The following is a 15,874-nucleotide window of genomic DNA, read 5'->3' as shown; positions in this document are numbered from 1 at the left end:
GATCCTATTGGTAGGCCGATGGATGTGCGACCTAGGGTCGGGAACGTTCCGCCGCAGGTCAACGGGCGGATCGTCACCCCCGGCTCCACCGGGCGGCACCCGCCGTGCGCCCGAACCGAAAGGTGTACGACATGCCACGATCCTCATCACCGGCGCGTCCGACGGGCTCGGCCGCGCCCTCGCGGAGGACCTCGCCGCCGACGGCGGGCACACCCTGCTGCTGCACGGCCGCGACCCCGAGCGCCTCGCCGAGGCCGCGGCGGCCACCGGCGGCGAGCCCTACCGGGCCGACCTGTCCTCACTTGCCGAAGTCCGGCGCCTGGCCGCCGGCATCGCCGCACGGCACGACCGGCTGGACGTGCTCGTCAACAACGCCGGTGTCGGCTTCCACGCCGAGGGCACCCGGCGCCAGACGTCCGCCGACGGACACGAACTGCGCCTCGCCGTCAACTACCCGGCACCGGTGGTGCTGACCCGGGAACTCCTCCCGCTGCTCCACCGCGCGGCGCCCTCCCGGATCGTGAACGTCGCCTCCATCGGTCAGCAGCCGCTCGACCTCGACGACCCCGAGCTCACCCGCGGTTACACCGACGTCGCCGCCTACTGCCGGTCCAAGCTGGCGCTCATCTGCCACAGCCTTGACCTCGCCGGGGAACTCTCCGGCACCGGCATCACCGTCAACAGCGTCCACCCGGCGACCTACATGCCCACCGCCATGTCGCGGCGCTCGGGGATGGAGGTGGTCGACTCCCTGGAGCAGGGCGTCGCCGCCACCCGGCGCCTGGTCGACGCGCCGGAGACGGCGGGCGTCACCGGTCGGTACTTCGAGGGCGGGAAGGAGGCCCGGGCGGCCGCCGAGGCCTACGACGCGGAGTACCGGAAGCGCCTCGCCGAGGTCACCGCCTCACTGCTCTGAAACGGCGGAGCCGAGTCAGCAGCGCAGCTTGGCGTCCGCTCTGTGGATGTGCAGGAAGCAGTCGCGCCACACGCGCAGGGAGGGCTCTCGACCCTCCGCGTCCTCGAGGGTGAGCTCCATTTCCCGCAAGGCCTTGACGGCGGCCGAGAGCCGTCGGCCGTCTGGGTCCGTGCCGCCGACGGCCGCTGCTAGCTCCCCGAAGTGTGGCCGGACGGCCTCCCGACCCGGCTCGGGGGTGAAGCGGAGCAGGATGAACGGCATGTCGCGGCCGTCATGGCCGAGGTTGCCGTTCACGGTGTCCCCTCGCACCAGCCGCCACGTCATCGTGCCCCCTGTCCGCGACGAATGCGTTCATCGGCATCCCACGGCCCCGGACCCCGCGCCTCCGCGTGCCCGCGGCAGGGGGTTTGGGCCACCGCGGCGCGGGCACGCGGCCGGTGAGAGGTCGTGGAGGTGCCGAGATGAGCGCGGGAGAGAAGACCAAGGCGAAGATGGAGCAGGTCGTCGGGAAGTCGGTGCGGAAGGCGGCCCACGCGATGCACAAGGAGAAGCTCGCGGCCAAGGGCGCGGCCCTCGAATCGCGCGGCAAGATGCGGGGTGCGAAGGAGAGGACCAAGGACGTCTTCAAGCACTGACCCCTGAATGAACTACGGGCGCCGGGCGAGTCGCCCCCTTCGTCAGGAAGCCTCGCCGGGGTGCTCCGGGTCGAGTGCGGCCGCCAGGAAACTCTCACGGTCGACGACGGCACGGTCGATCTCGCCTGTCGCGACGAGCCGGCCCGCGTCGTCCACGGCCCGTACCCGGAAGGTGAGGCGGCGCCCGGTGGGGGAGGGTGGCGGGTCCGCGGAGACGTCCACCTTGCCGCCGACCGGGGTGGCGCGGACGTGCTCGACGCGCAGCGCCGTCCCCACCGTCGTCTGGCCGGCCGCCGTGAAGTGCGCCGCGGCGTGCACCGTCTCCGCCTCCATCCAGGCGATCAACTGCGGTGTGGACAGGACGGGTACGTCGCCGCTGCCCACCGTCGTCGCGGTGTCGGCATCGGTCACTACATGGCGCATGGCACCACGCTAGCGCGCCGTCGCGGGTCCGGGACGTTCGACGCCGAGGCGGGCGACGACCGGGGCTAGCGACCCGCGCCCCCCGCCGAGTCCAGCCAGCCGGCGAGGACGGCCGCCTCACTGTGGTCGACGTCCTTGGTGGCGGTCAGCAGGGTGACCCGGTCGTGGGCGGCGAGGTCGCGCAGCTGCTGGACGGCGGGCCGGTGATCGGCGTCCTCCAGTTCGGCGATGTACCGGTCGCGGAACTCGGCGAAGCGCTCCGTGTCGTGGTGGTACCACTGGCGCAGGTCGGAGGACGGCGCCACGTCGCGGAGCCACTCGTCCAGGTGGGCCCGCTCCTTGCTCACGCCCCGGGGCCACAGCCGGTCGACGAGTACGCGCTTGCCCTCCTGCGCCGAGGAGTCCTCGTAGATCCGCCGGTAGCCGAACCGTCCGGCCATGGCCGTCGCCGCCTTCCCGTGGTCGCCGGGCCCCGTGATCTTCACTCTATCGGCGGTGCGGCGGCGCGGCTCGTCCGAAGGGCGGCGGCAGGGCTCAGCCGGCCTGGTCCAGCTGCTGCTCCGCCCAGATGGTCTTGCCGCAGTCCGTCGGCCGGCTGCCCCAGCGGGAGGAGAGCTGTGCTACCAGGAAGAGCCCGCGGCCGCCCTCGTCGTAGGTGCGCGCCCGGCGCAGATGGGGCGCGGCGTTGCTCCCGTCGGTGACCTCGCAGATCAGGGATCGGTCCCGGATGAGCCGCAGACGGATGGGGGCGCGTCCGTGCCGCAGGGCGTTGGTGACGAGTTCGCTGACGATGACCTCGGTGGCGAAGGCCCGGTCCTGCAGTCCCCAGGCCGCGAGCTGCGCGCTCGCCTCCTCGCGTACCGCCGCTACGGCGGCGGGATCGGCCGGTACGTCCCAGTGGGCGACGTCGGCCGCGGCCAGCGCGCGAGGCCGTGCGACGAGCAGTGCGGCGTCGTCGCTGCCGCCCTCGGGCAGGAGGGCGTCCATGATGTCCTCGCAGACCGCCGTGATCGAGGACGTGGCCGTGGCCAGGGAGGCCTGGAGCCTGGCGATCCCCTCGTCGAGGTCCTGCCGCCGTGACTTCACCAGCCCGTCGGTGAAGAGGACCAGCAGGCAGTCCTCGGGCAGGGTCAGCTCGACCGACTCGAAGGGGAGCCCGCCCAGCCCCAGGGGCGGCCCCTCGGGGAGTTCCACCCGGTGGCTCGTGCCGTCGGGCAGCACCAGCAGAGGTTCGACGTGGGCGGCCCGGGCCATCCGGCACCGGCGCGAGACGGGGTCGTACACCGCGTAGAGGACCGACGCCCCGACCTCCGGGTCGGGGGCGTTGGCCTGCGTCTCCCGGTCCAGCCGGTTCACGATGTCGTCGAGGCTGGTGAGCAGTTCCTCCGGGGGGAGGTCGACGTCGGCGAGGGTGCGTACGACCGAGCGCAGGCGGCCCATCGTCGCGGCCGCCCGCACCCCGTGCCCCACGACGTCGCCCATGACCAGGGCGACGCGCGCTCCGGACAGCGGGATCACGTCGAACCAGTCGCCGCCCACGCCCGCGGCGAGGTCGGCGGGCCGGTAGCCGTAGGCGGCGTCGACCGCGTTCTGGGCGGGCGGTTCCCTGGGCAGCAGGCTCTGCTGCAGGGTCAGCGCGGTGCTGTGCTCGCGCTGGTAGTTGCGGGCGTTGTCGATCGAGATGGCGGTGGTGGCGGCCAGTTCGTCGGCGAGCAGCAGATCGTCGGCGTCGAACGCGGTCCCGCGGCGCAGGAACGTCACCACGCCCAGGGTGCTGCCCCGGGCGGTCAGCGGGGCGCAGACGGCTCCTCCGCGTGCGTCCCGGTCGAAGCCGCCCTCGCGCTCGACCCAGATCGCGGCCTCGTGCGGCAGGTCGACGCGTACGGCCCGCCGCTCGGACAGGGCCCGGCCGGGCAGGGACCGCCGGTCCACGACGTGCCAGGGGGGTGCGCCCGGGTCGTCGGTGAGGCGGCCAGGCCGGGGGAGGGGCCACTCGCGCCCGCTCGCGGCGGCGAGCCGGACCTCCACCGGGTCGCGGGAGGCCGCGCCGCCGCCTCCGAGTGCCTGGGGCAGCAGATGCACCATGGCGACGTCGGCGAGGTCGGGAACGGCGAGGTCGGTGAGCTCTTGGGCCGTCCTGCCCACGTCGAGGGAGAGCCCGATGGCGCGGCGGGCGTCGTTGAGGAGGACCAGGCGCCGGCGTGCCCAGAACTCCGCGGAGTTGTCGCGTGCCATGGAGCAGAGCCCGACCAGGGTGCCGCCCTCGTCCCTGAGGGGGTCGATGTGGATCGCCCATTCGCGGGGCCGCTTCTCGCCGGGCACCTGTTCGTGGGTGACGACGTACTGCGTCGTGCCGGTGTCGCGGGCGCGGCGGAGCGCGTCCTCGACGGCGAAGTGCTGGCTGTCGGGAGTGAGGATCTCCGTGAGCAGGCGCCCCCGCATTCCGTCGACGCCGGCCCCGAACAGCCGGACCGTGCGTTCGTTGGCCCACAGGAGGCGAAGGCCGGGGGACCACACGACGATGGCCGCGGACGACTGGAACCAGGCCCGCTCCAGCATGCCGCCCGTTCCGGTCCGGTCGCCGCCGGTGTCCTCGCCCGGCGCCGGACCGCGCGGTCCGCTGACGAACCACACGGTGGACCTTCCGTCCGCGGACGCCGGCCGGATCAGCACATAGGCCTCCACCGGCCGGCCCGCCTTGTCCCGGAACACGGCCCGGTCCGCCCAGCGGCGGTCGGTCAGACCCGATGCCAGGGCGCCGCGCGCGTCCGTGTCCACGAGGTCCAGCGCAGGGCGGCCGATCACCTCGTCCCGGCGGTAGCCGAGGATGCTCTCGGCTCCGGCGCTCCAGCCGTCGACGCGGCCGTCGGGGTCGACGGAGATGACCGCGCCCTGGTGCGCCGCCGAGCCGCCGTGTGTGCCCCCCGATTCCGCTGCGTGCATGTCGGGATCGTCTCGTCCTTGGCCGTGTGGTGGGGAGGCTCGCCTCCCCACGCGGAAACTGCCGCGCTGTGCGGCAGATTCCCCCGATCACCGGGGCCTACACGGACGGCGGCGTTCCGGATGTGGCGCCCGTGGCGTGAGTGGACGCGGACCGCCGGGCCGCCCGGCCCGGCGGGCGCCGGTCTCAGGCCTGGCCGGCGGCGGTGCGGGTGTCGCCGTGGGCCTGCTCGATGCGCCGGGCGGCGTCCTCGGCGGTGGTGCCGGTGAGCAGCATCACGATGGCCGTCTTGGCGTGGCCGCCGGCGGCGGTCAGGGCCTCGGCGGCGGTGTCGGGGTCGGCCCCGGTGGCCTGGACGACCATGCGCTGTGCGCGGTCCACCAGCTTGTTGTTGGTGGCGCGCACGTCGACCATGAGGTTCCCGTAGACCTTGCCGACGCGGACCATCGACGCCGTGGAGAGCATGTTGCAGACCATCTTCTCGGCGGTGCCGCCCTTGAGCCGGGTGGAGCCGGTGAGGATCTCCGGGCCGGTCGGCACCTCGATCGGGATGTCGGCGTAGCGGCTGACGAGTGCGTCGCGGTTGCAGGCCACGGAGACGGTGACGGCACCTCGCGTCGCGGCGTGCTTGAGGCCGCCGATGACGTACGGGGTGCGCCCGCTGGCTGCGAGGCCGACGACGGTGTCGCGTTCGTCGACGCCGATCTCGTCGAGGTCGGCGACCGCGCGGGCGGGCTCGTCCTCGGCACCCTCGACGGCCACGACGAAGGCGCCCGGGCCTCCGGAGAGCAGGCCGACGACCTGCTCGGGCGCCGTGCCGAAGGTCGGCGGGCACTCGACGGCGTCGAGCAGGCCGATGCGGCCGCTGGTGCCGGCCCCGAGGTAGATGAGGCGGCCGCCGCGGCGCAGGGACTCGGTGATGGCCTCGACGGCGGTGCCGATGTCGGGGAGCGCCTCCCGGACGGTGAGGGCGACGGTCTGGTCCTCGGCGTTCATCACGGTGAGGAGCTCGGAGACCGGCATGCGGTCCAGTTCGGCGGTCCGCTCGTTGCGGGTCTCGGTGCCGAGTGTGCTGAGGTCCACGGCGCGGTCGTCCTTTCGGTGGTGCTGGGGTGTGGTGCGGGGCCGGCCGTCAGTCGTCGGCCGGGGTGCGGCGCTGGGGCTGCGGGCGCCTGCGGCGCTGCACGGCTCCGTAGGTCTTCTGCAGGGCCGCGGTCGTGGCGTCGTAAGAGCGCTGGGCGACGCCGACGAACAGGCAGTCGATCACAGCGAGCTGGGCGATCCGGCTGACGGTGGCGCCGGACCTGAAGGGGGTCTCGCGGGCGCAGGTCGCGAGCACCAGGTCGGCGCTGTCGGCGAGGGTGGAGCCCGGGACGTTGGTGAGGGCGATGGTGGTGGCGCCGCGTTCGGCGGCCGCCTGGAGGGGCTCGACGGTGTCCTCGGTCTCCCCGGAGTGGGAGACGGCCAGTGCCACGTCGCCGGGGCCGAGGAGGGCGGCGGCGGTCAGGGCCGCGTGGCGGTCGGTCCAGATGAACGCCATGTGGCCGATGCGGTGCAGCTTCTGGTGCAGGTCCTGCCCGACGAAGGCGCTGGCGCCGATGCCGAAGATGTCCACGCGCCGGGCGCCCGCCACGGCGTCGACGGCCCGGCCGAGTGCCTCGATGTCCAGTCCGGCCCCGGAGTCCTCCAGGGCGCGGACCTCGTTGTAGACGATCTTGTGGACGATCTGTTCGAGGGTGTCGGTGGCGCTGATGTCGGTGCCCGGTGTCGGGCGCTCGCCGCCGAGCGCGTGCTCGCGGGCCGCGGCCGCGGCCAGGGCGAGCCGCAGCTGGGGGTAGTTGCCCAGTTTCATCGTCCGGCAGAAGCGCATGACGGTGGCCACGGAGGTGGCAGCCCGTTCGGCGAGGGCGCTGATGGACAGCTCCGCCGCCTGTGCCGGATCGGCAAGGACGGCTTCGGCCACCCGCCGCTCGGAGGGCGCCAGGCCGGGCAGGGCCGCGCGGATGCGGGCCAGGGTGTCGCCGCCTGAGGCGGTCTCCTGTGCCGGCTGCGCGGAGGTGCGGGTCGGGTCCTGGGAGGCCATGGATGGGTTCCCTCCTGAGTGGGTGGCGTCAGCGTAACCACGCCCCGTCGACTGCGTCAAAAATTTACGTGATGCATTTCGTGAAGTTACTTATTGACATACGGAGGTCTACCTTCCGATACTCGCTGCACCGCGATCCGCGCCGGTCACCGCCGACCGTGACCACCCGCCGTGCCGGATCCCGTACGACACGAGGGCGTGCCGCATGACAGCAGCAGTGGCTGTGGACCTGGGGAAGACGGGCTGCCGTGCCGTGCTCATCAGCACGGACGGCACCGCCGGCCCCGTCCACGAGGTTCCGGGGGCACCCGGACTCGCAGCCGAGGGCGGTGTCGAGGCCGCGCATGGCGCGGTGCTCGCCGCCGTCCGGCCGCTGATCGAGCAGCACGCCCCCGGCCGGCTCGCCGCCGTCTGTGTCGGTGCCGCCGGAGCGGCCGCGGCCCCCGAGGCCGCCCGCGCCCTCGCCGGACTGCTGCTCCAGGACCTGCCCGCGGACGAGGTCGCCGTCACCAGCGACGCCGTCACCGCACACGCGGGCGCCCTCGGCGGCCGTACGGGCGTGGTGCTGGCCATCGGCACCGGCTCGGTCGCCATCGGCATCGGCGAGGACGGCTCGTACGCCCGCGTCGACGGCTGGGGCCCGTGGCTCGGCGACGAGGGCAGCGGCGCGTGGATCGGGGTCACCGGCCTGCGGGCCGCGCTGCGCGCCCACGACGGCCGCGGACCGGACACGGCGCTGCTGGCCGCGGCCGGCCGGCGCTTCGGCGACCCGGACACGCTGCCCGCCGCGCTGGCCGCCGGCGGCAACCCCGCCCGTACCGCGGCCTCCTTCGCCCCGGACGTGGCCCACGCCGCCGCGTCCGGCGACCCCGTCGCCGGGGAGATCGTCCGGGACGCCGCCACCGCACTCGGCGAGGCCGTCCTCGCCGCGGCGGCCCGGATCGGCGGCGAGGTCCTGCCCGTCACCGTCACCGGCGGGCTGACCGGCCTCGGCGAACCGCTCATGGCGCCGCTGCGCGCGGCGCTCGAGGCCTCCGCGCGACCGCTGGACCCGCGGCCCCCGCTCGGGGACCCGCTGGACGGCGCGCGCCTGCTGGCACGGGACGCCACCGTGCCGCACGAACCCCACGTCGTCCGAGTCCGCCGGACGACGTCACCCACTGTCCCCACCACGCCGGTGATCCCGCCGGCTGTTGCTTAGGAGCGAGCGCGTGCGTCAACTCGACCTCGTCGTGATCGTCGTCTATCTGGTCGCCATCGCCTGGATCGGACTGCGACTGGCCGGACGGCAGAAGACGGCGAAGGACTACTTCGTCGGCGAGGGCCACATGCCCTGGTGGACCGTCTCCTTCTCCGTGGTGGCCACCGAGACCAGCGTGCTGACCGTCATCAGCGTGCCCGGCGGTGCCTACAGCGGTCAGGGCTTCGGCAACGTCGAACTCGCCCTCGGCTACGTCATCGGCCGCGTGGTCGTCGCCACCGTGCTGATCCCCCTGTACAAGCGCGGCGGGTTCGTCAGCGCCTACCAGTACCTGGGCAACAGATTCGGGTTGAAGCTGCAAGGACTCGCCTCGGTGACCTTCGTCTTCACCCGCCTCCTGGCCGAGGGCGTCCGCCTGTTCGCCTCCGCGATCCCGATCAAGCTGCTGCTCGACGAGTTCGGCGTGAACGCGAGCTACCGCGTGATCATCATCGTCCTCACGCTGATCACCGTCGTCTACACCTACCTCGGCGGCATCAAGGCGGTCATCTGGACCGACGCCATCCAGATGGGCCTCTACCTCGGCGGCGCCATCCTCGCCATCGCCGTGCTCTCCGGCCACGTCGGCACCAGCGGCTTCTCCGACGCCCTGCACTCGGGCCACTTCAAGCTGTTCGACACCAACTTCGACCTGGCCCACATCCTCACCAGCCCGTTCGCCCTGCCGACCGCGATCATCGGCGGCGCCATCTTCGCGATGGCCAGCCACGGCTCCGACCAGCTGATCGTCCAGCGCGTCCTGGCCACCCGCTCCCTGCGCGACGGCCAGAAGGCCATGATCGCCTCCGGCGTCTTCGTCACCCTGCAGTTCGCCGCCTTCTCCCTCGTCGGCGCGCTGCTGTGGTCGTACAACAAGGGCAAGAGCTTCTCCGAGCTGGGCCTGCACAGCTCCGACAACCTCTACCCGAACTTCATCCTGCACGGGCTGCCCGTGGTGATCTCCGGCCTGCTCGTGGCCGGCATCCTCGGCGCCGCGATGGGCTCCCTGTCCTCCGCGCTGAACTCCATGTCCAACTCGACCGTCGCCGACATCATCCACAGCTTCTTCCGCAGCACCCCGTCGGAGGAGTCGCTGCTCAAGCTCGCCCGGGTGATGACACTGGTCTGGGCCGTCCTGATGGCGGTCTTCGCCTGCGCCTTCAGCACCAGCACCGGCAACGTGTACATCACCGGACTGACCATCGCGGGCTACACCTACGGCGCGCTGCTCGGCGCCTTCCTGCTCGGCCGGATCGTCAGGCGCGCCAACGAGATCGACGCGGTCGTCGCCTTCCTGGTCACGGTCGGCGTGATGACCTACATCGTGCGCTCGGTGAAGATCGACGTCACCGTGGCGGGCGCGACGGTGCCGACCGCCATCGCCGCCCAGTGGCTGGTGCCGATCGGCGTGGTGATCACGCTGGTCATAGGCGGTGTGATGAGCCTGTTCCACAAGGCCCCCGAGGTCCGCGAGGTGCACGAGGCCGAGCTGACCGACGGCGGACCGGAGTCCGGTAGCGGTCCGGGTCGCGTCGCGGCGGGCGCCGGCGTCGAATGAGGACTCCCGGGGTGGGGGCCGCCGACGGGCGGCCCCCACCCCGGGGCACCACACGACCGCCCGCACACACGAGTTGGGAGAAGCAATGCGCGTGATCGGCCTGATGTCGGGCACCTCGTACGACGCCATCGAGGCGGCCGCCGCCGACCTCACCCTGGACGGCGAGACCCTGCTCATGCGGCCGCTCGGCCATCTGTCCGTGCCCTACGCCGACGGACTGCGGGACCTCATCACCGCCACGCTGCCGCCCGCGACGACGACCACCCAGGACGTCTGCGCCCTGGACACCGGAGTCGGCCAGGCCTTCGCGGGGGCCGCGGCACGCGCGCTCGGCGAGCTGTGCGGGGGCGACGCCGATCTGGTCGTGTCCCACGGCCAGACGATGCACCACTGGGTCGAGGACGGAACCGTCCGCGGCACCCTGCAACTGGGCCAGCCGGCCTGGATCGCCGAGGCCACCGGGCTGCCGGTCGTGTCCGACCTGCGCAGCAGGGACGTGGCCGCGGGCGGCCAGGGCGCCCCGCTGGTCGGCATGACCGACACCCTGCTGCTGCGCGGGCTCCCGGGCGTGCCCGCCGCGCTCAACCTCGGCGGCATCGCCAACATCACCGTCCTCGCCCCCGGCGCGGAGCCCCTGGCCTTCGACACCGGCCCCGCCAACGCCCTGCTGGACGCGGCCGTACGCCACTTCACCGGCGGCGCCGCCGCCTACGACGAGGACGGACGCCGCGCGGCCGCCGGACGCACCGACCCCGACCTGCTCAAGGTCCTCCTCGACGACCCCTACTACCGCAGGCCCGCGCCGAAGAGCACCGGCAAGGAACTCTTCCACCTGCCGTACCTGCAGCGGGCCCTGGCCGCCGTGCCGGCACCCGGTACCGACGACGTCCTCGCGACCCTGACCAGGCTCACCGCCGTCACCGTCGCCGACGCCTGCCGGGCGCACGGGGTCACCAGCCTGGTCGTGTCCGGCGGAGGCGCCCGCAACCCGGTGCTGATGCGCATGATCGGTGAGGAACTGCCCGGTGTGACACTGCGGCCCAGCGACGAGTTGGGCCTGCCCTCCGACGCCAAGGAGGCCCTCGCGTTTGCCGTGCTCGGCTTCCTCACCGTCAACGGCCTGCCCGGCACCCTCACCTCGGGCACCGGCGCCCGCCGCGCGACGCTGCTGGGCAGCATCACCCCCGGCCTGGCCCCGCTGCGCCTGCCCGAACCCGCCGCACAGCCGCCCCGCCTGCTGCGGATCACCGACCCCGCCCGCTGACCGTCGGCCGCCGTCGCGTCGCACCGTCGTACCCGAGGAACCATGAGCACCTCCGCAGGCACCCCCGCCACCACGTCCCGCACCGCCGACCCCGGCCCGGCCGCGTGGCTCGCCGACTGCGTGGCCGATCCCTCCCGGGTCTCCACCGACGTGCCCCGCAGGGTCGCGGCCGCCCACGACGCCTCGCCGTACCTCTTCACGCCGCAGGCCGTGGTGCGCGCCGCCTCCGCCGCCGAGGTGGGCGCGCTCATGGCCGGCGCGCGCCGGGCCGGGGTGCCGCTGACGCTGCGTTCCGGCGGTACGAGCCTGGCGGGGCAGGCCGGCGGTGACGGTGTGCTGGTGGACGTCCGTACGCACTGGCGCTCCGCCGAGGTCCTCGACGAGGGCCTGCGCATCCGGCTGCAGCCGGGACTGACCGTGCGTCAGGCCAACGCGCGGCTGGCCCGGCACGGGCGCCGGCTCGGCCCCGACCCCGCGAGCGAGAGCGCCTGCACCATCGGCGGGCTCGTCGCCAACAACTCCAGCGGCATGAACTGCGGCACCCGGGACAACGCCTACCGCACCATGGAGTCGCTGCAATTCGTGCTGCCGTCCGGCACCGTCGTCGACACCGCCGCAGCCGACGCGGACGCTGCCCTGCGCGCCCACGAGCCCGACCTGCACGCCGGGCTGCTCAGGCTGCGCGACCGGGTCCGCGGCTCGGCCGCCTCCCGCGCCACCATCGAGCGGCTGTTCGCGATGAAGAACACCATGGGCTACGGGCTCAACTCGTTCCTCGACCACACCGACCCCGCCGACATCCTCGCCCACCTGATGATCGGCAGCGAGGGCACCCTCGGCTTCGTCGGCGAGGCCGTCTTCCGCACCGTCCCCCTGCTGCCGCACACCGCCACCGGCCTGCTGATCCTGCCGGGCCTCGCCGAGGCGACCGACGCCCTGCCCGCGCTGCTGGCCGCCGGCGCCCGCACCGCCGAACTCCTCGACGCCGCCTCCCTGCGCGTCGCACAGCAGGCCGCCGACCCCGTCGAGGAACTGCGCGGGCTGCGCGTGGAGCGCCACGCCGCCCTGCTGGTGGAGTTCGCCGAGGACAGCGCCGAGGCGCTCGACGCGACCGTCGCCGCCGCCCGGCCCGTCCTGGACCGGCTGCCCGCCGTCACCGGGGCGGCGCTCACCCGCGACGCCGCGGTCCGCGGCCGCCTCTGGCACCTGCGCAAGGGCCTGTACACGGCCGTCGCCGGAGCACGCCCCGCCGGGACGACCGCGCTCCTGGAGGACATCGCGGTGCCCATGGAGCGGCTCACCGGCACCTGCGAGGGGCTGATCGGCCTCTTCGACCGGTACGGCTACCAGGACGCGGTCATCTTCGGCCACGCCCGCGACGGCAACCTGCACTTCATGCTCACCCAGGACTTCGACACCCGCGCCGAGACCGAGCGCTACGCCCGCTTCACCGACGCCATGGTCGACCTGGTCCTGGACGCCGGCGGCACCCTGAAGGCCGAGCACGGCACCGGCCGCGCCATGGCCCCCTTCGTCCACCGCCAGTACGGCGACGAGCTGTACGAGGTCATGCGCGAGCTGAAGCGGCTGTGCGACCCCCACGACGTCCTCAACCCCGGCGTGCTCCTGACCGACGACCCGGCCGCGCACCTGCGTGACCTGAAGAGCGTCCCCGCGGTCGACCCGGCCGTGGACGCGTGCGTGGAGTGCGGTTACTGCGAGCCGGTCTGCCCGACCGCCGACGTCACCACCACGCCCCGGCAGCGCATCGCCCTGCAGCGCGAGATCGCCCTGGCCACCGCCGCCGGCGACGAGGAACGCCGCCGCACCCTGGAGGCGGACTACGCCTACGCGGCTGTCGACAGCTGCGCGGCCGACAGCCTCTGCGTCACCGCGTGCCCCGTCACGATCGACACCGGCGCGGTCATGAAGCGCCTGCGCGCGCGGCGCCACAGCCCCACCGCCCAGCGCCTGGGCGACACCACGGCCCGGCACTGGGGGAGCGCGGTCACCGGGGTGCGCGCCGCCCTCAACACCGCCCATGTCCTGCCCGCCCCGGTCCTACGCGGCGCCACCGGCGCGGTCCGCAGGCTGGGGGCGACGGAGCTGGTGCCCACCTGGTCCGGCGACATCCCGCGCGGTGGCCCGGCCCGCCCGGCCCCCCGACACCCCGAAGGGGCGCGGGCGGTGTTCTTCGCCGCCTGCATCGGCAGCGTCTTCGCCCCCGAAGGGGACTCCGGCGGCGCGGCCGCCGCCTTCCTGCGGCTGTGCGAACGCGCCGGCGTCCAGGTCACGGTCCCCGACGGCCTGACCGGCCTGTGCTGCGGCACGCCGTGGCAGTCCAAGGGCTACACCGACGGGCACCGCACCATGGCCGGCCGGACCCTGGAAGCCCTGTGGGAGGCCAGCGACGGCGGGCGGCTGCCGGTCGTGTGCGACGCCTCCTCCTGCACCCACGGTCTCGAGCAACTGGCCGACACCCTCGCGGAGTCCGAGCGCGCCCGCTACTCGGCACTGCGGTTCGTCGACAGCGTCGCCTTCACCGCCGAGCACCTGCTCCCCGCCCTGCCCGCCGCGCGCCGCACGGGCTCCCTGGCCCTGCACCCCACCTGCTCCACCGTCCACCTGGGCATCGACGCCGCCCTGCGCCAGGTCGCGGCCGCGGTCAGTGACAAGGTCACCGTCCCCGACAACTGGGGCTGCTGCGCCTTCGCCGGGGACCGCGGCCTGCTCCACCCGGAGGTCACCCGGTCCGCGACGGCCGCCCAGGCGGCGGAGATCACCGCGGGCGCCTTCGACGCGTACGCCTCGTGCAACCGCACCTGCGAGATGGGCATGACCCGCGCCACCGGCCGCCCCTACCGGCACGTACTGGAACTGCTGGACGAGGCGACCGCCTGACGGGGCGGGCTCAGTGCCCGCCCAGCCCCGGCAGGCACGTCCCGTCCGCGGTACGCCCGACCACCTCGGCGTCCGCCTTCCCCGTACCGTCCACGGAGCCGTTGACGCAGACCCGCCCCTCGCCACCGCCGACCAGCACGTCGCGCAGAGGATCGAAGCGGGCACCCCGCAGCTCGATCTGATCGGACGTCAGCGACAGGGCCCGCGCCGCCGCCGCGCGCAGGGCGTCCTGCGAGGTGCCCGAGGCCGCCAGCTTCGTCAGGGCCGCTGCCAGGGCTTCGGCCTTCGGCGCCGCCTGCCGCCGCTGCTCCTCGGTGATCGGCAGGGGACTGCGGAAGGCGTGGTTCTCCGCCACCCGCTGGTTCCAGTCGAAGGTGATACATGGCGAGGGTTCCGCCTGCGGTGCCTCCGGCGGCGGGCAGAAGCCCTTCCCCGCGCGGTCGCGGCCCCCGGCCCCGGGAGTGGCGGCCGGATCGGCGCACCCCGCGAGGGCGACCGCGAGCAGGACCAGTCCCAGCGTGCCGGCGAAGCGGCGGCGAGCGTATGTCATGTCTCGATCATGGCAGGGGGTGTGAGCGCGGCGCCGGGCGGCCCCGCGTCACGCCGTCCCGTCCGCGCCGTCGTCGGACTCGTCCCATCCGTCGCCGTCCTCTTCGGGAAGCCGGGCGTCCACCCATCCCGCAGTGAGCAGCAGCCGGGAGGTCCGGTGCACCGTCAGGAAGCCGATCGGCCCGGTGAACTCGGCGCGCACCCGCCTGGCAGTGGACGCGGGTACGCCCCCGGCCGCGACGCCGAACGCCGTGACGGCGGCCGAGCGGTAGCCCAGGGCGCTGAAGGCGGCCGTCACCGTCTGCCCCGCGGCGCCCACCGCCAGCGGCTCACCGCTGATCCCGGGAAAGTGGCCGCGGGAGTCGTCCGTGGCCGCGGTGAGCCCGAACAGCCCCGCGTGGTCGAGCAGATCGTGCTGAGCCGTCACCTCGAACGGCACCGTGGTCACGGACAGATACGGCTGACGGCCTGAACTGGGCACCCGAGACACCGTCACCCCGGGCCCGGGCTCCCCGTACGGAAGCCGGTCCCCGGGCACGGCCGGGTACGCACGCTGCAGCGCGCCCACGCCCGCCGCGAGCACCTCGCCCCCGGACACGCCGGCCTCGCCCCGCAGCAGGTGCACGTCGATCCCGCCGGTGCCCAGCACCTTCAGCACCGTCACCCGGCCGCACGGAGCCTCCACGACTTCGACGCGGTCCAGCAAGGCGCTGGTCCGGTAGAGCACGCCGCCGTGCTCGTCGAACGGCCGGAGCCAGTTCGTTCCGACCGTCAGCGCACCGGCCAGCACGAGCTCCGTCCCCTCCCTGAGAAGGATCGGCAGCCGGGGGACCAGACCGCCGGAGCGCTTGTCGGCCCAGGCGTCCAGTGCCGCGCGGTCGGCGGCGACGTCACCGCTCAGCACCCCGTGCGCGGCCGGAGGCAGCGCGCCGGCCCATCCGGGCTCCAGCGGCACGGTGGCCTTGCTCCACAGCCCGATCGCGGAGGCCACGCCGGGCAGCGCGTCGAGTCGCGCCAGCAGCCGCCCCGCTGCCCCGGCGGCCTCACCGGCGTCCACCCCCGTCGCCCGCTCGAGCTCGTCCCGGGCCGCGCCGTCCGCACCGGCAGCCAGCAGGGCGAGCAGCGGCCACACTCCCGCGGCGGAGAACACCGTCTCCTCGCTCTGCCGCAGCGCCCGGCCCGCCCACCCCACGGTCAGCGCGTTGACCGCGCGCACCGTCCTCGCGTCTCCCATGACCGGCGATCATGGCAGCGTCGCCCTCCGACGCCAACCGGGTTTCCCACAAGCTCAAATGCGGCTCAAGGGGGAGGGACAGGCCACTGTCCCGGCGCTACGATGCAGGTCAAGTAGCTGTTGACACATG

Annotated in this window: 14 protein-coding genes; 6 read left to right on the top strand and 8 right to left on the bottom strand. The window is 73.9% G+C overall.

What is annotated here, in order from left to right; translation table 11 throughout:
* The first annotated feature begins 22 nt into the window (after positions 1–22).
* Positions 23–916 (top strand): SDR family NAD(P)-dependent oxidoreductase, encoded by an 894-nt coding sequence (locus PV342_RS04710; protein ID WP_500315864.1) that lies wholly within the window; start codon positions 23–25, stop codon positions 914–916.
* Between the two features lie 15 nt (positions 917–931).
* Here the strand turns inward: PV342_RS04710 and PV342_RS04705 are convergent, their stop codons facing one another.
* A complete protein-coding gene (locus tag PV342_RS04705) occupies positions 932–1,240 on the bottom strand; it encodes a hypothetical protein (protein WP_500315863.1) in 309 nt (102 codons plus the stop codon).
* Between the two features lie 137 nt (positions 1,241–1,377).
* Between PV342_RS04705 and PV342_RS04700 the strand changes: the two genes are divergently transcribed.
* The gene (locus tag PV342_RS04700) at positions 1,378–1,551 is read left to right on the top strand and encodes a hypothetical protein (protein WP_018557743.1); all 174 of its coding nucleotides are present in this window, start codon (positions 1,378–1,380) and stop codon (positions 1,549–1,551) included.
* A 42-nt stretch (positions 1,552–1,593) separates the two neighbouring features.
* On the opposite strand, the gene PV342_RS04695 is transcribed toward PV342_RS04700, so the two are convergent.
* The 5 genes from PV342_RS04695 to PV342_RS04675 form a co-directional block, all read right to left on the bottom strand.
* Positions 1,594–1,974 carry a thioesterase family protein gene (locus PV342_RS04695; protein WP_500315862.1) on the bottom strand — a complete coding sequence of 127 codons (381 nt, stop codon included), beginning with the start codon at positions 1,972–1,974 and terminating at the stop codon, positions 1,594–1,596.
* 65 nt (positions 1,975–2,039) lie between these two features.
* Positions 2,040–2,414, bottom strand: coding sequence for a DUF488 domain-containing protein (locus PV342_RS04690; protein ID WP_500316001.1), 375 nt, complete (start codon positions 2,412–2,414; stop codon positions 2,040–2,042).
* A 94-nt stretch (positions 2,415–2,508) separates the two neighbouring features.
* Positions 2,509–4,917 (bottom strand): SpoIIE family protein phosphatase, encoded by a 2,409-nt coding sequence (locus tag PV342_RS04685; protein WP_500315861.1) that lies wholly within the window; start codon positions 4,915–4,917, stop codon positions 2,509–2,511.
* 184 nt (positions 4,918–5,101) lie between these two features.
* The gene (gene murQ / locus PV342_RS04680) at positions 5,102–5,998 is read right to left on the bottom strand and encodes an N-acetylmuramic acid 6-phosphate etherase (protein ID WP_018557738.1); all 897 of its coding nucleotides are present in this window, start codon (positions 5,996–5,998) and stop codon (positions 5,102–5,104) included.
* A gap of 49 nt (positions 5,999–6,047) precedes the next feature.
* The gene (locus PV342_RS04675) at positions 6,048–6,998 is read right to left on the bottom strand and encodes a MurR/RpiR family transcriptional regulator (RefSeq protein WP_500315860.1); all 951 of its coding nucleotides are present in this window, start codon (positions 6,996–6,998) and stop codon (positions 6,048–6,050) included.
* 205 nt (positions 6,999–7,203) lie between these two features.
* On the opposite strand from PV342_RS04675, the gene PV342_RS04670 reads away from it, so the two are divergent.
* The 4 genes from PV342_RS04670 (at position 7,204) to PV342_RS04655 (ending at position 13,961) form a co-directional block, all read left to right on the top strand.
* Positions 7,204–8,199, top strand: coding sequence for an N-acetylglucosamine kinase (locus PV342_RS04670; protein WP_026250743.1), 996 nt, complete (start codon positions 7,204–7,206; stop codon positions 8,197–8,199).
* A 10-nt stretch (positions 8,200–8,209) separates the two neighbouring features.
* The gene (locus PV342_RS04665) at positions 8,210–9,796 is read left to right on the top strand and encodes a sodium:solute symporter (RefSeq protein WP_018557735.1); all 1,587 of its coding nucleotides are present in this window, start codon (positions 8,210–8,212) and stop codon (positions 9,794–9,796) included.
* Between the two features lie 85 nt (positions 9,797–9,881).
* Positions 9,882–11,060, top strand: coding sequence for an anhydro-N-acetylmuramic acid kinase (locus PV342_RS04660; RefSeq protein WP_500315859.1), 1,179 nt, complete (start codon positions 9,882–9,884; stop codon positions 11,058–11,060).
* A gap of 42 nt (positions 11,061–11,102) precedes the next feature.
* Complete coding sequence (locus PV342_RS04655) at positions 11,103–13,961, top strand: FAD-binding and (Fe-S)-binding domain-containing protein (protein WP_500315858.1); 2,859 nt, start codon at positions 11,103–11,105, stop codon at positions 13,959–13,961.
* 10 nt (positions 13,962–13,971) lie between these two features.
* Here the strand turns inward: PV342_RS04655 and PV342_RS04650 are convergent, their stop codons facing one another.
* A complete protein-coding gene (locus PV342_RS04650; RefSeq protein ID WP_500315857.1) occupies positions 13,972–14,511 on the bottom strand; it encodes a precorrin-3B C(17)-methyltransferase in 540 nt (179 codons plus the stop codon).
* Positions 14,512–14,559: 48 nt separating this feature from the next.
* Positions 14,560–15,744 (bottom strand): serpin family protein, encoded by a 1,185-nt coding sequence (locus PV342_RS04645; RefSeq protein WP_500315856.1) that lies wholly within the window; start codon positions 15,742–15,744, stop codon positions 14,560–14,562.
* Positions 15,745–15,874: the final 130 nt, after the last annotated feature.

The organism is Streptomyces sp. PA03-3a (genome assembly GCF_033792735.1).
Lineage (GTDB): Bacteria > Actinomycetota > Actinomycetes > Streptomycetales > Streptomycetaceae > Actinacidiphila.
This window is presented reverse-complemented; position numbering and strand designations above follow the sequence as displayed.